18 protein-coding genes are annotated in these 20,213 nt (G+C 45.6%); 16 read left to right on the top strand and 2 right to left on the bottom strand.

Features of this window, described 5'->3' with window-relative positions; translation table 11 throughout:
• Window positions 1-33: 33 nt before the first annotated feature.
• Complete coding sequence (locus AR1Y2_RS13995) at window positions 34-846, bottom strand: DUF6612 family protein (protein WP_137329527.1); 813 nt, start codon at window positions 844-846, stop codon at window positions 34-36.
• A gap of 133 nt (window positions 847-979) precedes the next feature.
• On the opposite strand from AR1Y2_RS13995, the gene AR1Y2_RS13990 reads away from it, so the two are divergent.
• Genes AR1Y2_RS13990 through AR1Y2_RS13980 form a run of 3 tightly spaced genes read left to right on the top strand, consistent with a single transcriptional unit; the run spans window position 980 to window position 3,947 of the window.
• Window positions 980-1,888, top strand: coding sequence for an alpha/beta hydrolase (locus tag AR1Y2_RS13990; protein WP_137329526.1), 909 nt, complete (start codon window positions 980-982; stop codon window positions 1,886-1,888).
• A gap of 22 nt (window positions 1,889-1,910) precedes the next feature.
• On the top strand, window positions 1,911-3,002 hold the full coding sequence (locus AR1Y2_RS13985) for a fibronectin type III domain-containing protein (RefSeq protein WP_137329525.1): 1,092 nt from the start codon (window positions 1,911-1,913) through the stop codon (window positions 3,000-3,002).
• A gap of 18 nt (window positions 3,003-3,020) precedes the next feature.
• Window positions 3,021-3,947, top strand: a complete 927-nt coding sequence (locus AR1Y2_RS13980; protein WP_137329524.1) for a TDT family transporter — start codon at window positions 3,021-3,023, stop codon at window positions 3,945-3,947.
• A 124-nt stretch (window positions 3,948-4,071) separates the two neighbouring features.
• On the opposite strand, the gene AR1Y2_RS13975 is transcribed toward AR1Y2_RS13980, so the two are convergent.
• Window positions 4,072-5,160: a pyridoxal phosphate-dependent aminotransferase gene (locus tag AR1Y2_RS13975; RefSeq protein WP_137329523.1), complete on the bottom strand. Its 1,089-nt coding sequence runs from the start codon at window positions 5,158-5,160 to the stop codon at window positions 4,072-4,074.
• Between the two features lie 165 nt (window positions 5,161-5,325).
• Here AR1Y2_RS13975 and AR1Y2_RS13970 point away from each other — a divergent pair, with 165 nt between their 5' ends.
• From AR1Y2_RS13970 to rpmE, 13 genes are all read left to right on the top strand, one after another.
• Window positions 5,326-8,463, top strand: coding sequence for a DUF5717 family protein (locus AR1Y2_RS13970; RefSeq protein ID WP_137329522.1), 3,138 nt, complete (start codon window positions 5,326-5,328; stop codon window positions 8,461-8,463).
• Window positions 8,460-9,512, top strand: a complete 1,053-nt coding sequence (locus tag AR1Y2_RS13965) for a DUF5716 family protein (protein ID WP_137329521.1) — start codon at window positions 8,460-8,462, stop codon at window positions 9,510-9,512. The genes AR1Y2_RS13970 and AR1Y2_RS13965 overlap by 4 nt, the downstream gene beginning before the upstream one ends.
• A gap of 2 nt (window positions 9,513-9,514) precedes the next feature.
• A complete protein-coding gene (locus AR1Y2_RS13960; RefSeq protein WP_243118913.1) occupies window positions 9,515-10,309 on the top strand; it encodes a tetratricopeptide repeat protein in 795 nt (264 codons plus the stop codon).
• Window positions 10,284-11,279 (top strand): phage holin family protein, encoded by a 996-nt coding sequence (locus AR1Y2_RS13955; protein WP_137329519.1) that lies wholly within the window; start codon window positions 10,284-10,286, stop codon window positions 11,277-11,279. Before AR1Y2_RS13960 ends, AR1Y2_RS13955 begins: the two co-directional genes overlap by 26 nt.
• A 36-nt stretch (window positions 11,280-11,315) precedes the next feature.
• Window positions 11,316-13,955, top strand: a complete 2,640-nt coding sequence (locus AR1Y2_RS13950; RefSeq protein ID WP_137329518.1) for a valine--tRNA ligase — start codon at window positions 11,316-11,318, stop codon at window positions 13,953-13,955.
• Window positions 13,945-15,189 (top strand): bifunctional folylpolyglutamate synthase/dihydrofolate synthase, encoded by a 1,245-nt coding sequence (locus AR1Y2_RS13945; RefSeq protein ID WP_243118762.1) that lies wholly within the window; start codon window positions 13,945-13,947, stop codon window positions 15,187-15,189. Before AR1Y2_RS13950 ends, AR1Y2_RS13945 begins: the two co-directional genes overlap by 11 nt.
• Complete coding sequence (locus AR1Y2_RS17875; RefSeq protein ID WP_175403665.1) at window positions 15,186-15,329, top strand: hypothetical protein; 144 nt, start codon at window positions 15,186-15,188, stop codon at window positions 15,327-15,329. Before AR1Y2_RS13945 ends, AR1Y2_RS17875 begins: the two co-directional genes overlap by 4 nt.
• A 13-nt stretch (window positions 15,330-15,342) precedes the next feature.
• Window positions 15,343-16,674 (top strand): tetratricopeptide repeat protein, encoded by a 1,332-nt coding sequence (locus tag AR1Y2_RS13940; RefSeq protein WP_137329517.1) that lies wholly within the window; start codon window positions 15,343-15,345, stop codon window positions 16,672-16,674.
• Window positions 16,675-16,854: 180 nt separating this feature from the next.
• Window positions 16,855-17,160 (top strand): anti-sigma F factor antagonist, encoded by a 306-nt coding sequence (gene spoIIAA / locus AR1Y2_RS13935; protein ID WP_137329516.1) that lies wholly within the window; start codon window positions 16,855-16,857, stop codon window positions 17,158-17,160.
• A 19-nt stretch (window positions 17,161-17,179) separates the two neighbouring features.
• Window positions 17,180-17,593 (top strand): anti-sigma F factor, encoded by a 414-nt coding sequence (spoIIAB, locus tag AR1Y2_RS13930; protein WP_137329515.1) that lies wholly within the window; start codon window positions 17,180-17,182, stop codon window positions 17,591-17,593.
• A 9-nt stretch (window positions 17,594-17,602) separates the two neighbouring features.
• Complete coding sequence (locus tag AR1Y2_RS13925; RefSeq protein ID WP_137329514.1) at window positions 17,603-18,328, top strand: SigB/SigF/SigG family RNA polymerase sigma factor; 726 nt, start codon at window positions 17,603-17,605, stop codon at window positions 18,326-18,328.
• Window positions 18,329-18,500: 172 nt separating this feature from the next.
• Window positions 18,501-19,844, top strand: coding sequence for a transcription termination factor Rho (gene rho / locus AR1Y2_RS13920; protein ID WP_137329513.1), 1,344 nt, complete (start codon window positions 18,501-18,503; stop codon window positions 19,842-19,844).
• Window positions 19,845-19,953: 109 nt separating this feature from the next.
• The gene (rpmE, locus tag AR1Y2_RS13915; RefSeq protein WP_009290709.1) at window positions 19,954-20,154 is read left to right on the top strand and encodes a 50S ribosomal protein L31; all 201 of its coding nucleotides are present in this window, start codon (window positions 19,954-19,956) and stop codon (window positions 20,152-20,154) included.
• Window positions 20,155-20,213 lie beyond the last annotated feature (59 nt).

Raw genomic sequence — 20,213 nt, 5'->3', positions numbered from 1 at the left:
CCGGCGGCCCTTTTGTTGACTAGAAAAATTAAGTTATTCTGCGGTTGTGCCTGTGGTGGCAGCAGGCGCTTCCTTATAGGTATTCAGGTCAGAAGGAAGTGTTACCTTAACCTCTTTGCCCGGGTTGTTGTACTTAAAGTTTGCTGACATCTTGATGGAAAGCTTAGGTTCCTGCTTGCTTGAGACAACCATATTGATCTTTTGTGCAACGATCTCTGAGTCTTTATTGACCGTCATGGTACCGGACATAGAGTCGAATTTCACCTGATCTGCATAGTTGGTTGTGGAGCCTGCAGCCCCTGATGAATTCAGCTGACCCATCATTTTGTTTACATAGTCATTTAAAGCTTTTTCATTAAACTTGAAGGATATAACGTAATTTCCGTCTTTCTTTGACATTTTCAGATCTTTGTAATTCTCAACGGAAGTGTTGAACTGTCCAGTGGAGTTTTCTAACTGTTTCTGCATGGCATCCACGTCCATTTTTTGTTTTGTTTTCTGACCGTTGGCATTCATATAGTAGTAACCGTCGGTGTAATAAGCCTTTACGCTTACATCCTGACCAGCAATGGCGGTGGTGATGTCCATATCCATCTTCATATCTTTTGCTGTCATACCGGTGGCTTTCACCTTCATTCCCATCTGTAGTTCAAAGCTGGAACTGTTGTTTGAGGCACTGCTCATTTTCATTTTGATGGTGCCGTCCATGTCAGCGGAATCCATCTTATTCATCTTGGCTGCGGCAGCTTTCAGTACTTCTTCCGGTGATTTCTTTTTACACCCTCCCAAGGTAAAAAGCATTGCACAAGCCAGAGTGAGTGCCAGAACCTTTTTAAACATTTTCATAGTTTGCCCTCCTGTGTTCTTTAAATTAGAATACATTACAATATAATTATATCTGTTATTCTTTCCAAGGTAAAGCAAAACGAGTATAATACATTATAATAGGCAGAATACAAATTGATCGGAGGGCGGAGGTATGAAAAAAGAATTGTTTTTGAAGTCTGACGTTGACGGAAACCGTCTCCACGTCCTGTTGCTGGCACCTGAAAAAAAGCCGAAAGCAGTCATTCAGATCTGCCACGGCATGAGTGAACATAAGGAACGCTATCTCAGTTTTATGGAATATTTGGTGGACTGCGGTTACGCTGCGGTGATCCATGACCACAGGGGGCACGGGAAAAGTATAGAAAGGGAAGATGATCTGGGATATTTTTATGACACTACGGGAGAAGCCATTGTAGAAGATGCCCATCAGATTACAAAGTGGGCCAAAGAGCAATTTCCGGATCAGGAACTTCATTTGTTCGGACACAGCATGGGTTCTTTGATCGTGCGCTGCTATCTTAAGAAATATGACTGGGAACTGACAACTCTTACCGTATGCGGCAGCCCAAGCCGGAATACCTTTGCAAAGCCTGCGGCAGTGATGGCACAGATTGCCTGCAGGATCAGCGGTGACCGGAAAAAGGGGATGCTGTTTCAGAAATTAGCATTCGGCATGTTTCAAAAATCATTGCAGGCAGACGAGTCTGAAAATGGCTGGATCAGCTATGACCGGGAGAATGTCAGAAAGTACGACGAGGATCCCCTGGATGGCTTTATTTTCACAAACAATGGATTTTTGAATCTGTTTCATCTGATGGATGAGACATACAATAAAAAGGGCTGGGGAAAGAAACATGTGGAACTGCCGGTTCTTTTTATCGCAGGGCAGGATGATCCCTGTATTGTTTCACAGAAACAGTTTTGGAACGCGGTTTCGTTTTTAAAGGAAATAGGTTATACAAATACGACAGGAAAGTTATATGAAGGCTGCAGGCATGAGATTTTAAATGAGGAATGTTCCGGCCGGATTTATAAGGAAATACTAGAATTTATCGAATAATTGAAAAAAGGAATACATAATTATGAAAGCAAAGAGGATACTGCTTGCAGCACTTTGTCTTATGCTGGTGTCAGCAGGAGGAGAGAGAACCATTCAGGGAGCAATGAAAAAACCAGGGAAGCCGTCAGGAGTTATGGCGACTGCCGTAAAGCGGACGGTGGTCCTGTCATGGATCAAGGGCAAAAAAGCGTCGGGGACAGAGATTTATCTGTACGACCGGCAGAAGAAAAGGTATATAAAAAAGGCGGACTCCAAAGCGTCCAGATATGTGGTCAAGGGGTTAAAGCCCGGCGTCAGCTATGGTTTTAAAGTCCGTTCCTACCGGATTTATAAAAAGAAAAAGTATTACAGCGGATATTCCAAAGTGGTGCGGGCATCTATGGCCGCCAAAGGAGAATCAACCATCAAGAATTTTTTAAAGACAGCGGTGGCTCCCGTAGGTTCCACTTTGTATATATGGGGAGGCGGATGGAACAAGGCCGATACAGGAACTGGTAAAGATGGAAAACGAATCGGGTTAAACGGAGAGTGGAACCGGTTTTTCTTATCCCAGAACTCCAGATACAATTACAAAAAGCATCGCTACCGGCATGGGAAAGGGTTGGATTGTTCCGGCTTTGTTGGGTGGACCGTGTACAATATCAGAAATACGGTTCCCGGCAAAGGCGGTTATGTGAGAAAGGCAAAAGACCAGCCTAAGTTGTTCGCGGAAAAAGGATGGGGCAGCTACAAAAGCAAGAAGAAGGTGGCAGATTATAAGGCAGGTGACGTCATGGGTTCCTCAAGCTGTGGTCATGTGTGGATTGTCATCGGTGCCTGCAGGGATGGAAGTGTGGTATTGGTTCATTCCAGTCCCAAGGGGGTGCAGCTTTCTGGAAGCCCGACAAAGAAAGGCAGAAAAAAAAGCCAGGCCTTGGCACTTGCAAAGAAATATATGAAAAAGTATCATAGAACATGGTACCGGAGATATCCGGACTGTTCCAGGGGCAAAAGCTATCTCACCCAGTATGGGCAGATGAGATGGGATGTATCAGGAAACCACGTTATGGAAGATCCGGAAGGATACCAGCACAAATATGCTGATGCGATTTTAAAGGACATTTACAGAAACTAGAATACTAGGAGGATAAATATGAGAAAAACGATCGAAAGGATCCCTCTCCCGCTGGCTGGGCCGATGCTTGGATTTGCAGCTATGGGAGGAGTGATCGAGAATTATTCTGAGACAGCGAAACTAATCTGTGTGGCCATCTCCGTCTGCCTGCTGATCTTGTTGCTTTTTAAGATTGGCACCTGTCTGGATATGGTAAAAGAAGAACTGGAAGATCCGGTGAACTGTAGTATTTCCGCAGCTTTTTCCATGGGGCTTCTCGTGCTGACTGCCTATCTAAAGCCTTATGTTGGGGATTCAGTTTCCATCATTTGGATTCTTGCGCTGGCGGTCCATGTGTATCTTCTGGTCTTTTTTAACGGACATTTTATATACTACAAATTTAACATCAAAAATGTATATGCCAGCTTTTTTATTTTTTATGCGGGCCTGGCAATGAGCAGCATGACAGCTCCCAACAGCGATATGAGGGAGATTGGACGCTGGTTTTTTTGGGCAGGATTCCTGTTTACGGTGATCATCGCCGTTCCGATCATAAAGCGTTATGTAAAAGTAAAGGAGATCCCGGAACAGTATCTGCCGTTGATCTGTATTTTTGCGGCTCCTGTAAGCCTTCTGTTAGCCGGCTATCTCCACTGCTTTGAGAATCCCATGGTCTGGCTTGTGATTGGGCTCACGGTCCTATCGCTTGTTTTGTATGTGTTTGTACTTGCGGCAGGATTAAAGTATATTGTCATGCCGTTTAACCCTTCGTTTGCTGCGTATACATTTCCATTTGTGATCAGCGCAGCCGCATTGAAGGAGGCGTTTATCACGCTCAACCGTTGGGGGTATCCGGTCACCTATTTAAAATGGATCGTGGATTTCCAGACGGTACTGGCGACGGCGCTGCTCATCTATGTGACCCTGCTGTTTTTAAAATATATCTTTTACGTGAAAAGCGAGTAAAGCAGGTTTTTTAGAGAAGAGGATCTGGCATGAAATTAAAATAGAATGGATCTTTGAAAAAGGCTTGCCCAGCATTTGTTTGATGAGCAAGCCTTTTTCATTAATAACGTTAATGATATCGTTTTTAAAGATTCAAAAGAGTATCGAGAAGTTTATCATTCTCTTCTGATCTGCGGAAACAGAACCGCACATATTCCCCGTCCAGCCCTTCAAAGCTTGAGCAGTCACGGATCATAAGTCCTTTTTTGATACACCGTTCAAACATCTCGGATGAAGTTGTGCCGTCCATAAGACGCACCAGCAGGAAGTTTGCGTAGGAAGGATAGATTTTGAAAGCAGAAGAGAAGGACAGCCTGTCTATGCATTTTTGCCGTTCCTTTGCGATATACGCCTTTGTCTCTGTAATGTAGTCGGTATCCATAAACATGGCCTCCCCTGCCAGTGCCGCCAGGGTATTGATGCTCCACGGATTCTTGCGGTCCTCCATCTCTTTCAGAAACTCTGTGTTTCCGCTGATGCCATATCCCAGACGGATGCCGGGGGCTGCGAAGTACTTGGAAGTGCCCCTTAGGATCAATACATTGTCAAAATCCTTTGCCAAAGGCACTGTGGTGATCTTCTCCATATCCGGAGCGAACTCTACGTAGGTCTCATCTACCAGAACAAAAATATCATGTTTTTTACAGTGGGAGAGGAGTTCCTCGGTTTCGTCTTGGAAAAGAGCGCTGGATGTGGGATTGTTGGGATTGCAGAAGGCAAACAGGTCCACATCGTCTGTGAGATACGACTTCAGGTCTTCAAGGTCCAGCTTAAAGTCTGAGGCCTCGGAGAGGTCATATTCCTGGCAGGTGCCGCCGACCATGGAGATCTCCCGCATATACTCAGAATAGGTGGGGGAGAGCAGCAGGGCTTTTTTGGGGCGGACAAGGTGCATAGTAAGGCTTATCAGCTCCGTGACCCCATTGCCCACAATAATGTGCTCTAAAGGTGCCTTCGCATAAAGGCTCAGGGCAGAACGCAGGGACTTGTAATCCCGGTCCGGGTAGGTGCAGACAGCGTCCACGTGGTCTATGAGACTTTTTCTAAACAGCGGGGAGATACCAAGAGGATTGACATTACCTCCGAAGGGGATGATTTCTTCTTTTTTGATTCCATATATTTCTTCTATTTTCTCTAAGTCGCTTCCGTGGAAGACTTGTTTCTTTTCCGGCATAGTTTCACCTTTCTTTATCTTTTCTATTTTGTCGAAGTTTGCTATAATATTACGGTGTAGGGTCCGACCCTGCAGTCAGATTACAACGTTTAATAACAATGATCAGATTATAGTCCATTATAGACCAAATACCCTGAGACCACCAGTGGAAAATCGGAGGAACCCATGACGGAGAAGATGAAGCAGTTCATACAAATCGTACAGGAAGATGAACAGCGGGCAAAGGCCCTCTTTTTTTCTGAGGCCTTCAAAAATGATTATCTGGAGGAAGGATCCAGGGAAAAGGAAATATATCACCAGCTGCTTCTCGGCAGAAACCGTGGCCAGATCTTAGAGGAATTCCTTATCTGTGCCGGGGGAAAGGAGCCTGCTGTACTCCGACCGGAAAAAGAGGTATATGAGATCCGCAGACTGAATGCCGTTGAGCCTATGAATGTGAGGATACGAAAAGAAGGGCAAGGATATGTCCATGGCAGGATCCATCTGGACTCCACCTTTTTATCCATAGAAAAGACAGAATTTACAGAGGAAGATTTTCAGGACGGGATCTTGACAGTCCCTGTGATGTTCTTGGACGCGCAAGAAGAGAGCAGGAGCATTCTTACCGTTTATACTCCGTATAGCAGCTGTCAGGCAGATATCCTGTTTGACGCAGAAGGAGACAAGGAGGTAGAACTTGCCGGCCTCTCAGACAAGATTTTTGAAGCCTACATGAATTTTTGTCTAGGAAAATGCAATGTCATGGAGTTTGTGGAAAATGAGAAAAGGCTGATCAGCCAGATGGAGGGAAGAGCATCCTGTGAGATATTGAGAACCATGTTGCCTCTTCACTGTCATATCATTCAGGGGGCCGAGGAAGCCATTGAGAGAGGGTTTGTGCGGCTTGAGCCGAATATGAGTGAGATTCATTCCGATCCTTTTTATTTTGGATACTTTTTGTACCTGAAGGCCCTGTATTTAAAGACACCGGATCAGATCGCACATGCAAGGGACCGGATCCACGGGATTTATCCCGAGGCAGGTGAGAAGAAGGGATATCTGCTCTGGATGCTCATCTATCTGGATGAGGATCTGACGTACGATTCAGGGCTGCAGCTTCAGAAGATGAGAGAGCTATATGAGACAGGGCAGTGCAACAGTTTTTTGTGGTTTGAGGCAGCCAGCATCTGGAACCAGGATCACAGCAGGATCAAGTCTATCGGGGCTTTTGAGCAGGAGGGCATCCATTTTGGCATCTGCCATGATTTATTCAGCAAAAGTATGCAGAAGCACATCTATAGTCTTGTGCTGAAGGAAAAAGGGTTTTCTGAGTTCCTTCTGGCGGACCTGATTGCGTCGTTTCAAAAAGAAGAGACACAGGAAGGTCTACAGGCGGTCTGTTCTATGCTGATCCGGGGAAACTGTATGGACGAGTGCTACCATATCTACTATAAAAAAGCAGTACAGGCAGGTATCCAGATGATCGGACTACAGGAATCTTATCTGCGCACTATCGCAAAAGACAGATATCCGTATCTGGAAAAGAATGTCCTTTTATATTTCTCATACAGCAACAGCTTAAGCAGCAGAGAACGGGCATATCTATATGCGAACCTAGTAAAAAACCGGAGAAAATACGAATCTGTATTTCCGTCCTTTGAGCCGCAGATTGAGGAGTTTCTGTTGGAACAGCTGGCCCAGAGTAAGATTAATACCAACTTATTTATCCTTTATCAGGCATTTTTTGACCGTCTGCTGGAAGGGATGAAGGGCAGAGCCGGCATTGCCAATATCATGGCCAAGCAGAAGCTGATCTGTAAAAACCCGGCTATGGAGAGAGCAGTCATATACCAGAAGGAATTAAAAGAGGTGCAGAATGTCTCCTTGGAAAGCGGGGAGGTGTATGTTACGGTTTACAGTGAGCCTTTGGTCGTTTTTCTGGATCAGGAGGATAACCGTTATCTCTCATTGGAATATACATTTTCAAGGCTGTGGACCAGGGAGCAGGAGGAAGCCGTATTTGCAGGGCTGGGCAGAAGAAATGAGGCGTATCTGATCCGGCAAAGTCTTGTATTTAAAGAAAAAGCTGAATTTAGCGCCGGGGACATCCAGGACGTGGAGGCAGTGCTGGAATGTCAGAGCCTGAAAGAGGAATACCGGCACAAGATTTTTGAAAAGCTGTTGGATTACTACTGGAAGCACGGCAGGCAGGAGGAATTGGAGCAGGCACTGTCCATGGTGCAGTGGAAATACTTGTCCAGTGAGAATTGTAAGCAGATGTTGGAATATTTTATCGCAGGACGGCACTATAAAGAAGCCATGAAGGGCATAGAGATCTTTGGGTTTGATTTTATGGATCCAGAGCCCTTAAAAGAAGTCGTGCTCCATGAACTTACATCGCTGAGCAGGAAGAGAGTGCAGACACTTCTTGACATGAGCCTGGATGTTTTTCAGGGAAAGGTCTATAACAGCGAGATCCTGGCCTATCTGGAACGGTTTTATAGAGGTGATCTACAACAGATGCTAAAGATCTGGGAGCAGGGGGAAAAGCATAAGATCTATGATCAGGAATTCACGGAGGATATTCTAAAGAAATCAGCTGAGCAAGGTGCCGGATGGGAAGAGGTCCCGGTCTTCTTGGCTTATGCCGGGCAGGACGCAAAGGACAGGAAACTGCTGAAGAGACTGACGGACCAGTTTGTCTGCCTGTCTTATGAAGGCAAAAGACAGCTTTCAGATGACTTTTATCCTCTGCTTGGAAGACTTTTAGATCAGGGGAACCAAAAGCTCATCTGGCAGTGGGCTTATCTGGATTATTATAAGGATAAAGACTTAACAAAGGAACAGAAAACAAGGATCACAAAGATTATTGAATCCCAGGAGGACCGCCATTCCATCCTGCCGGTGCTGCTGCAGTTTAAGGAAGAGATCCCACTTCCGTATGAGTGTTTTACCTACACTTATGTGGTCTACCAGGGAGAAAAGGATAGCAGCATGGTGTTTCACTATGCGGAGAATAAATCGGACCCGGCCAGGGAGATCCCCATGCGGGAGCTGCTTCCGGGATACTATGCAGCCCAGGTGCTGATTTTTGCCGATGAGACGGCAGATTATTATGTGACCGCTCCCGGGGAGGAGAGACGCAGGAGAAAAGATATTGTCTTTCTTGACCACTCCGGGGAGAACCAGAAAGGCAGATTTTATCAGCTGAACCATATGCTGAGGGAAAAACAGAGAGAGAGCGTGGCCATGGAAATGGAGATCTACGCATATGAAAAAGCAATGACGGATCTGATCCGTCCTATGACAGAGGATCAAGGATGAAAATAGGAATACAGATAGAACAAGGAATGATATATCAGTGCTCCGTTGTGGATGGGCAGGTCGTGGAGGAGGAGCCGGCAAGGCTTTCCGGTGACTGGACAGACTATGTGAGGACAGAGGCGGGAAGGCATCCGGATACGGCCAATCTGTACCTGGGTATTATTCTGGAGACAGCAGAGGAAGATATAACCTCCAAGGCCGCAGAGCTGCGAAAGGAATTGGGGGTAACAGAGGATCAGCTGAAGCTGTTTACAAAAGAGGAAGCCTTCCTGGGTCTGGCCAGAGAACGGCAAGAGCAGCTGAAACAGGGAGCTGTGGGACTGTTTGACTATTCATTGCAGGGACAGTTGTATTACTATATGGTAAAAAAACAGGACGGGCAGATGCTGGTAGAGAGGGAGGACTACTCTGCCTTTATGAGAAATACGCGCCTGCCGCACCAGAAGGATATGGCATTTGAGAATGCTGCCATGCAGGCCATGGCTGCGGAAGTCACATCTCTTGTTTATCTGTGCGGCCAGGGTTTTGACAGCGGATGGCTTAAAAATGCCGCCACAAAGCTGTGCGCCGGGCGGCGTGTGTTCATGGGAAACCATGTTTATGCCACAGGAGCCATTTATCTCTTAGGAAGAAAAAATGTTGCGGACATTGATTCGGCTGTGATTCTCACGGACACGGTCATGATGTACCAGGTCGGCATCATGGCATGGAACCATGGAAAAGAAGAATTTTTACCGCTGGTAAAAGGAGGGCGCCCGTGGTTTGAGAGCCGTGGCAGTGTGACCGTACTGATCGATGCAGCGGCTTCTGTCCCAGTGGAGATCAAGCCGCTGTTCCCCGGGAAAGGTGACAGGATGCGCTTTTTGGTGCCGCTGAAAGGACTGGTCAAAAGGGAGGGACGAGCGACAAAGCTTAAGATCGAAGCTGAGTGTATCGGGGAGACAAAGTGCAGGGTCAAGATCACGGATCTTGGTTTCGGAACCTTATTTCCTCCCACCTATCAGGTGTTTCAACAGGTGTTATCATGGGAAAGGAGGGGACAGCCGTGAGAATGGTATTGTGTGAGACGGATGAGATCAGAAGGCCTTATACGCTAAATTCCTTTGGGCAGACCATTTCCTCCTATGAAGAATTGTGCTATATTATTTCCGGACAGTATTTATATTTTTTGGTGGAGGGAATCCCAAAAGGGATGAAACTATGGATAGAGGAGGAGCTTGGGCTGACCCTCTCTGAGCAGGAAGAGACAAAAAAGCAGCTGGAGCAGATCATCGGTTATCGGAATTATTTCACGGAGCCGGAGCAGAGGATGCTCATTCAGCAGATGCGGACGGCCTATCTTTACTCCTCCGTGCGCAAACAAAAGATGCTTGGCGATTTGTATCTTAAACATTGCAAATATCTGAGTGCGTACCATGCATATCATAAGACACTATCAGGACTGCTGCAGCTGAAGCAGAAAGAACAGCAGGAGGTTCTGTATCATATAGGACTCTGCCTGACCCGGATGTTCCGGTTTCAGGAGGCCAAAGAATTTTTTCAAAAAAGCTGCCGCCTTGGGGATCATAAAAAGTGCCAGGAAGCATATTTTATTGTTTCCTATATGCAGGGGGACCACCAAAAGTTTTTAGAAGACGGAAGAGCGCTGTCGTTTACGGAGGAACAATTAAAAGAGATTTATGAAAATATCTCCGGTATGGAAGAGAAACTGAACGGTGGCGAAGAATCCCACGCATTAAAAAAGATTGATTATCACAGAAAGAAACCCGATGACCTGATGACCAGAAGACTGACCTGGTCCATGCTGGAACGGTGGAAAAATGAGTACAGAAGAGAGATTGTCTGAAATTGAATATCAGAAAAAACGGATGGAATTAAACCAGCGTTTTGTGGAAATGTATGAAGATGAGATATCTTATATTCTGGAGCAGAAGGAAGATATCGAGGCCATGGAGAGACTTTCAGATGAGGAAGCGAGACTTCTGGAGGAAGAGTCCAGGAAATACAACCGGATCTTTGCCAGGATATTTTATGATTCCGCAGGCGGACGAGTCTCCGATGAGGAGTTCTTCCCTCTTTGGGAAAGGGAGGAAGAGATCAGGCAGGGCCTATCCCGTATCCATTCCTTGGAAGGGGAAAAAAAGCAGATAGAAAAAGAAATTTCGGCTCAGGGAGAGGAAGAAGTGGAACTTAAAAAGAAAGAGAAGGAGTTTCACGGAAAGTTCATCAACCGGAGAGCGTATTTCATTTCTATGCTGGTCATGGCACTGACCGGGGCAGGTCTCTGTGCGGCAGCGGTTTTGTATTTTGAGATTGCGCTGACGGTTTCCCTGTGGCCTGTGGCTGTGGCAGTGTTGGGTGCTGTGATGATTCTTCTCATACTGAGGGCCAGGCAGCACAAAGCGGCGGACAGAAAGAAGATGTACCAGATGGTCAGAAGCCATAAAGAGACTTCCGTCCGGCGCCTTCAGTCGGAATATGATACAATTGTCAATGACCTGGAGTTCTGCCAGGAAAAATATCAGGTGCTGTTTGGATATATTTCAGAAGAACAGTGGAAATTATTTGAATTTTGTGCTAAAGTTGCAGCGGAATTAAATTGCAGTGAAGAACTCATGGTCCAGAGGGCATCCTTTGTTTCGGCCATGGAAAAGTGCGGGATGCGCGCGCCCAAGGCGTGGTGTTATTACCCGAAAGCGATTTATGATATACCAAAAAGGATCAACCGTATGGAATGGCTGTCACGCAGGCAGATCATCTGTGAGCAGGCAATGGTACAGCATGAGCGGGCCATCCGCAACAATCTATTAGCTTAGAGGATCATAAGATTAAAATAGAGTAGGAGATATAAGATGAGTAAAGAATTGGAAAAGACATATAACCCGTCTGAGATTGAAGACAGGCTATATCAAAAGTGGCTGGACAACAAATATTTTCACGCGAAAGTCGATCACAGCAAGAAACCGTTTACGATCGTGATCCCGCCTCCAAATATAACAGGAAAACTGCATATGGGACACGCTCTGGATGAGACTATGCAGGATATTTTGATCCGCTTTAAAAAAATGCAGGGATACAATACACTTTGGCAGCCGGGAACCGATCACGCCAGCATCGCCACGGAAGTGAAGATTATCGAGGCCCTGAAAGAGGAAGGCATTGAAAAAGAAGATCTGGGCCGGGAAAAGTTCCTTGAGAGAGCCTGGGAGTGGAAGGAAGAATACGGCGGCACCATTGTCAGCCAGTTAAAGAAGCTGGGTTCTGCCTGTGACTGGGAGAGAGAACGTTTTACCATGGATGAGGGCTGTTCCAAAGCGGTGGAAGAGGTCTTTATCAAGTTATATGAAAAAGGATATATTTACAAGGGATCCAGGATCATCAACTGGTGTCCGGTGTGCCATACTTCCATCTCTGATGCGGAAGTAGAGCATATAGATCAGGCAGGCCATTTCTGGCATATCAAATATCCGGTGGCAGGAACTGATGATTATTTGGAGATTGCCACCACCCGTCCTGAGACAATGCTGGGGGATACGGCTGTGGCTGTCCACCCGGATGATGACAGATATGCAGGTCTGGTCGGAAAAATGCTGGAACTTCCGCTGTGCGGGCGCCAGATTCCAGTCGTGGCAGATGAATATGTAGACAAAGAGTTCGGCACCGGGGCTGTAAAGATCACACCGGCCCATGATCCCAATGACTTTGAAGTAGGGAAACGCCATGATCTTCCTGTGATTAACGTGATGAACGACGATGCCACTATCAATGAAAGCGGCGGCAGATATGAGGGAATGGAGCGCTACGAGGCGAGAAAAGCCATTGTAAAAGATCTGGAAGAACAGGGATACTTGGTAAAGATCAAAGACCATGAACACAACGTGGGTACACATGACCGCTGTAAATCTACTATTGAACCTATGGTAAAACCACAGTGGTTTGTAAAGATGGACGAACTTGCAAAACCAGCCATTGAAGCTGTGAAAAACGGAGATGTCAAGTTTGTGCCGGAGCGCTACACAAAGACCTATCTTCATTGGCTGGAGAACATCCGTGACTGGTGTATTTCCAGGCAGCTTTGGTGGGGACACCGGATTCCGGCTTATTACTGTGACGAGTGCGGTGAGACCGTGGTGGCAAAAGAGAAACCGTCGGTATGCCCAAAATGCGGATGTACCCATTTTACTCAGGATGAGGATACCCTGGATACATGGTTCAGCTCCGCTCTGTGGCCTTTCTCTGTTCTCGGATGGCCGGAGCAGACGGAAGAACTTGACTACTTTTATCCGACCAATGTACTTGTGACCGGATACGATATCATTTTCTTCTGGGTTGTGCGTATGGTATTCTCAGGATATGAACACACAGGAAAAGCGCCGTTTGACACAGTGCTGATCCACGGACTAGTAAGAGACGACAAAGGACGCAAGATGAGCAAATCCCTGGGCAACGGCATCGATCCTCTTGAGGTCATCGGACAGTATGGTGCAGATGCGCTGAGATTTACTCTAGTTACCGGAAATGCCCCTGGAAATGACATGCGGTTCTATATGGAGAGGGTAGAAGCCAGCCGTAATTTTGCAAATAAGGTATGGAATGCCTCTCGTTTCATGATGATGAACTTCGAGCAGGCAGATTTCTCCCATGTGGAGCTTTGTGACCTGACCCAGGCGGACCGCTGGATCTTATCCAAATTTAATACGCTGGCAAAAGATGTGACCGACAATATGGACAAATATGAGCTTGGAATTGCTGTTCAAAAGCTCAACGACTTTATATGGGAAGAATTCTGTGACTGGTATATTGAGATGGTAAAACCGCGTCTCTATAATGACGAAGATACCACCAAAGCGGCAGCATTGTGGACTTTGAAAAAAGTTCTTTCAGAATCTCTGAAGCTGCTCCATCCGTTCATGCCGTTTATCACGGAGGAGATCTACTGCAACCTGACAGGGGAAGAATCCATTATGCTGGCAGCCTGGCCGGAATACAGGGAAGAATACAGCTTTGCCCAGGAAGAGGCAGCAGTGGAGTTGATGAAGGAAGCAGTGAGAGGCATCAGAAACATCCGCGCTGAGATGAATGTTTCTCCAAAGAAGAAAGCAAAAGTATTTGTTGTTTCTGAGAAACAGGAAGTAAGGGATATTTTTGAACAGGGCAGGGTTTTCTTCGGAACACTTGGCTATGCCAGTGAGGTCCTGGTTCAGGCAGATAAAGAAGGAATTTCAGAGGATGCGGTGTCCACAGTTGTACCGGACGCAGAGATCTACATGCCGTTTGCGGAGCTTGTGGATATTGACAAAGAAATTGAACGCCTGAAAAAGGAACAGAAGAAATTAGGCGGAGAGATTAAGAGATGTGAAGGAATGTTGGGGAATGAAAGATTCTTAAGCAAAGCTCCGGCCCAGAAGGTGGAAGAAGAAAAAGAAAAACTCTCAAAATACCGCCAGATGCTGGATAAGGTAGAGGAGAGGCTTGATCAGCTTGCGCAATAACATGGCGGATTATGAAGAAGCAAGAAATTATTTGGATCATGTGACGGGTTTCGCTAAAAAAACAGCCTTATCCAATGTACAATGGATTCTGGATGTTTTGGGAAACCCGGAGAAGGAGCTGTCCTTTATTCATGTGGCAGGGACAAACGGTAAGGGTTCTGTCTGTGCCTTCCTGGATTCCATTCTCACAAGTGCAGGGATCAAAACCGGACGGTTTACTTCCCCGCATTTAGTCCGCATAGAAGAGAGAATACAGCTCGGCGGCAGAGAGATTTCCAAAATAAGATTTGCAGAAGTCTTTACGGCAGTAAAAGAAGCCGTCAGCCAGGCCGTGAAGAAAGGGGCAGCACATCCCTCTTTCTTTGAATTCCTGTTTTTGATGTCCATGGTCTTTTTCCGGGAAGAAAAAGCCGAAATGTGCATTATAGAGACAGGCATGGGTGGAAGACACGATGCAACCAATATAATTACGCCTGAAGTTTCGATTCTCACTGCGGTGAGCCTTGACCACCAGGAGTTCCTGGGAGACACTCTGGAATTGATCGCCGGAGAAAAAGCAGGGATCATAAAACCGGGAGTGCCGGTGGTCTTTCTAGAGCAGAGAACGGAAGTTATGGAAATCTTCCGGGCAGAGGCAGAGCGGCAGAAATCGGAATCCATAACAATTTCGAAAGATAATCTTATTTTTTCCGAAAAAAGCAGTGATTATATTGATTTTTTTAAAAAGAGTGCGTATGATAAAAAGAGTAAATGCCTGAAATTAGGCCTTTTGGGAGATTTTCAGTATGATAATGCCGCGCTTGCGGCAGCGGCAGTCCGTCGGCTGTTTCCAGAGATAAAAAAGCAGGATGTATTCCAGGGGCTTGCCACGGTTTCTCTGGCAGGCAGGATGGAGGAAGTAGGTCCTGGGATCTACATTGACGGAGGACATAATCTCCAAGCGGCCGAGGCATTCTGCCGTACGTTAAACGATTACTTTCCCCAGAGGAAGTTCATTGTATTCGCCCCTTCCCACAGACAGGAAGAGGAGGGGATCTTAAAGCTTCTCAGGGAAGTTAACAATCTGGAAGGAATTCTTAAGGTCCCGGTCAAGAACCGGGAAGTGCCGGATGGCGATTTCTTAAAGGCATATAAAACGATGATCCAAAAGACGGAGGAGGGAATTCTCTGCTTTTGCATCGGCTCTTTTTATTTAGCTGGTAAGGTAAAAAATTTATATGGAGGAAGAAAATGATCAATTATAGAGAAGAATTAAAGAAGTTTGAACCTTGCTTAGATGTGGACCAGGCAGAAGATGCGATTTACAGTGATGATTTAAAAGATGTGGAAGATCTGATCAAAGAAATCAAAGAAGACATTGAAGAAGAGAAATAGTAAGGTGGCGGATATGAAGAGTAAGGAAAAGATTAAAAACAGTTCCAAATACTACTACAACCTTGGACTGGAAAAAGCGGGCGCCAACGATCTGACCGGGGCTGTAAAAAACCTGAAAGCTGCATTATTTTATGATAAGAATGACATGAACGCCAGGAATCTTCTGGGGTTGGTCTATTATCAGATGGGGGACATCGTCCCTGCGCTGAGCCAGTGGGTCATCAGCAGCAATCTGAAAAAGGAAGACAACGCGGCCATTGACTATCTGAAGGATGTACAGGAGAACCCGGTCCAGCTGGATACGGTCAATCAGGTGATCAAGAAGTACAATCAGGCACTTGTATATGCAAAGCAGGAAAACGAAGATCTTGCGATGATTCAGCTGAAAAATGTAGTGTCAATGATGCCGAACTTCATCAATGCCCAGCTTCTGATCGCCCTGCTTTCTATTAAAGATGAGAACTATAAGGATGCCCAGAAGGCATTAAAAAGGGTATTGGAAATCGACTGCAAGAATCCCAGGGCGCTTGAGTATCTTCAGGAGACAGAGTCTCTCATGAAGCCTGCGGACATCAAAGCGGAAGACAGCAGTACAGAAAACACAGAAGGACAAAAGAAAAAAGGTCTGAGCAGTGTCGTCAGCAAATACGAGGAACTGCCGTCCAACCGCCACCGGATGGTTTACATGGTGGGAGGGATTGTGATCGGAGTCCTTGTGTCTTTGGTGCTCTTATATCCGAGTATCAAAAAGGCGTCCAGCTACAAGTATACATCTAAGATCGAAAATTATAAGGAACAGCTGCTGGCAAAGGAAACCCAGTTAAAGAGCAACGAAAAAGATATCAAAGAGGCAAAGGCAGCTGAGGCGAAGGCTAAAAAGGAATTAAAAGAGTTTGTAGGGGACAGCAAGACGGAAGGGATCTATGATTCCCTGCTGACAGCTATGCAATATTACGGAGACCGTAAGTATACGGAGTCAGCGGATGCTCTGCTGGATATCGACCGGGCCAAATTAGGTTCCAAGAAGATGAAGGAGATCTATGACGATCTGGAACAGAAGGTGTATCCGTATGCGGCGACAGGCCTCTATAATAAGGGGATCAGCGCATACAACCAGGGCAATTACAAAGATGCCATCAGCACTTTAAAGAAGGCGATCAAAGTCAAAGACACCAACGTGGGCTCTTACTTCTATCTGGCAAGATCTTACGAGAAGAACGGCGACAAAGAGAAAGCCATCAAGGCATACGAGGATGTCATCAAGAAGTTCCCGGGTACGAACAGTGCAAGGAATTCACAGACTTATCTAGATCAATTACAGAACAAAAAAGCGAAAAATCTTTAGAACAGCGGAAAAAGAAACTTATAAGACACGAAAGAGAAATATATCCGGAAGACAGCAGATCTTCCGGTGTATTTCTCTTTCGTTTTTTTATTCCATAGGAAAGTTCTACGAACCGACCTATGTTATTACAAGGAACTCGAAGCGGGATGCCCGTTTTGTTTTAGAAGGAGTGAAAAATTTATGGCAACAGAATATCAGGTTGAAAACAGGACATTGTATGTAAGGCTTGACGGTGAGCTGGATCACCATTTGGCAGAACGGGTCAGGCATAAATGCGATGTGATCCTGAAATCATATCCTATCAAGGATATTGAGTTCGACTTTAAAAATACCGGATTCATGGACAGTTCAGGAGTAGGAATGATTCTTGGGCGGTACAAGCAACTGAAGCCTTTAGGGGGTACAGTAAGCGTGGTGAATGTCAACGATGTAGTGAAACGGATTGTACACATGGCGGGTCTGCATAAGATCATCAATGAACGATAGGCGATAGGGAGGATAAGGAATGATACATTTAGAATTCAACAGCGAATCAGAAAACGAAGGGATCGCAAGGGTACTGGCTGCAACCTATATGATGAAATTTGATCCTACAATGGAAGAGATGGCAGATGTGAAGACAGCGGTTTCTGAGGCAGTGACCAATTGTATTGTCCACGGATACAACGATGACCAGGGAAAGATCAGTATGGATATTTCAAATGAAGGAAATGTACTGAAGATCACCATTGAAGACTATGGTGTGGGAATTCCAGACGTGAAGCAGGCCATGGAGCCTATGTACACTACAAAGGCAGATGAGGAACGGACAGGCATGGGATTTTCTTTTATGGAGGCGTTTATGGATAAGATTGAAGTCAGCTCCCAATCCGGAAAAGGGACGAAAGTCACCATGGAAAAGAAAGTGACTGGGAAATAGGTCTTTTCTATGGACGAGACTAGAGAGTTATTAAAGCTTACGAAAGAAGGAGATCAGGATGCAAGAGAGAAAATAGTGCTCGACAACATGGGCCTGATCTGGAGCGTGGTAAAACGTTTTACCGGGCGGGGCCATGAGCCTGAGGATCTGTTCCAGATTGGCAGCATCGGGCTTTTAAAAGCTGTGGACAAGTTTGACCTGTCCTATGATGTGAAATTTTCGACTTACGCGGTGCCTATGATTACAGGAGAGATTAAACGTTTTTTAAGGGATGACGGGATGATTAAAGTCAGCCGGTCATTAAAAGAGATCGCATACCAAGTCCGGCAGGCAGGAGAGGCCTTTGCCATGAAGTACAACAGGGAGGCAACCATCGATGAGCTTTCTAAGGAGACTAAGATCGCCAGGGATGAGATCGTGGTAGCGCTGGAGGCAAATAAGGATGTGGAATCCATTTATCAGGCTTCTTATCAGAGTGATGACAGCCAGGTGCTTTTAGTGGACAAGCTGCCTGGAGAAGAAAATGAGTCAGAGACGGTGATCAACCATGTAATTCTGGAAGAACTTATGGACGCTCTGTCCGGGGATGAGCGAGAATTGATCACAATGCGGTATTTCCATGGAAAGACACAGCAGGAGATCGCAAAGAAGCTTTCTATATCCCAGGTGCAGGTTTCAAGAATGGAGAAGAAAATTTTACTGCGTATGAGAAAACAAATTCTTGGACATAGTTGAAAAATGTGTTAATATAATCTAAGAGGGAAATTTCCCTCTTATGATTACAATTCTGTAGGGACCGGTCAGATCACAGGTCATCGGATACATCATCCATTTTCCCGAACTGAAAATTGCAATTTGAATCAATCTAATTTATAGTATTGTGCTTTTAAACAAAGGAGAATATTCTATGGTATATGAATCTATGTCTTTGCTCGAGCTTAGAAAGGCGGCAAAAGAAAAGAATCTAAAAGGTATCAGCGGTCTAAAAAAGCAGGAGCTGATTGAATATTTAAAAAATAATGACAATGAACATAAGCAAAACGAGGCAGACCTCGATAAAAAAACGGAACAGCCAAGAGAGGCAAAGCAGGAGCGCGTACCCAGAGACATCAAAAGCCTGGACAGCGGCAGAAAAGCCAATGGTATTCTGGAAGTACTCCCGGACGGATATGGATTTATCCGCTGTGAGAACTATCTCCCTGGGGAGAATGACATCTATGTATCTCCGACGCAGATTCGCAGATTTAATTTAAAGTCAGGGGATATTTTATGCGGTGCGATCCGAGTCAAAAGCCAGAATGAAAAGTTTGGTGCTCTGCTGTTTGTGGAATCTGTCAACGGATACCATCCGGAGGCGGCAGCCAGAAGGAAGCATTTTGAAGACTTAACCCCAATTTTTCCGAATCAGAGATTAAAACTGGAGACAGAGCGGGCAACTATTCCCATGCGTATGGTGGATCTCCTGTCGCCGGTGGGAAAAGGGCAGAGGGGGATGATTGTATCGCCCCCAAAGACAGGTAAGACAACACTGTTAAAGCAGATGGCCCAGAGTATCAGCCAGAACTATGAGGATATCAAGCTGATCGTCCTGCTCATTGACGAGCGCCCGGAAGAGGTGACAGATTTCAAGGAGTCCGTGGAGGGCCAGAATGTAGAAGTCATTTACTCTACATTTGATGAACTTCCTGACCACCATAAACGGGTGTCAGAGATGGTGCTGGAGAGAGCCAAACGCCTAGTGGAGCATAAAGAAGACGTGGTGATTCTCTTAGATAGTATCACAAGGCTGGCAAGAGCCTATAATCTCACGGTGCCGCCCAGCGGAAGAACGCTGACCGGAGGGCTTGATCCAGCTGCTCTTCATATGCCGAAGAAGTTTTTTGGGGCTGCCAGAAATATGCGGGAGGGGGGGAGTCTTACGATTCTCGCCACGGCCCTGGTAGAGACGGGAAGTAAGATGGACGACGTGATCTTTGAGGAATTCAAGGGTACCGGAAATATGGAACTGGTGTTAAGCCGCCATCTTTCAGAGCGCAGGATCTTTCCGGCGGTGGATATTGCCAAGTCCGGCACAAGGCGGGATGATCTTTTGCTATCCAAGGATGAGCAGTCTGTGGTCAGCGCTCTTCACAAAGAATTATCCGGAGGCCGTTCGGATGAGTTTTTTGAACAGGCTTTGAATATGTTCAAGAGAACAAAAAATAACCGTGAATTTGTAGATTTCGCAAAGAAATCCCTGTTGCGAAAATAAGCGAAAAAATATTTGCATTGTAAGAGATGCTGTGATATAATGAGAAAGCTGTTTAAGAATAAACAAAAGGAATGTTTAAGATAAACTAAGATCAAAGAGGTGAAGAAACATGCGCGAAGGAATCCATCCAGAATACCATCAGGCAAAGGTAGTTTGCAACTGCGGTAACGAATTTGTAACAGGTTCTACAAAGGAAGATATCCACGTTGAAATCTGTTCTAAGTGTCATTCTTTTTACACTGGACAACAGAAAGCTACTCAAGCTCGCGGACGTATTGACAAGTTCAATCGTAAGTATGGTACTAAGTAGAAAACGGGAAATGATAGGTTGAGGTTGAGAAATCTCAGCCTATTTTGTTGTATAAGCAA

Source organism: Anaerostipes rhamnosivorans (genome assembly GCF_005280655.1).
In the GTDB taxonomy this organism is placed as follows: domain Bacteria; phylum Bacillota; class Clostridia; order Lachnospirales; family Lachnospiraceae; genus Anaerostipes; species Anaerostipes rhamnosivorans.
Note: the sequence above shows the minus strand (reverse complement) of the source record. Positions and strands in the feature narration are given on the sequence as shown.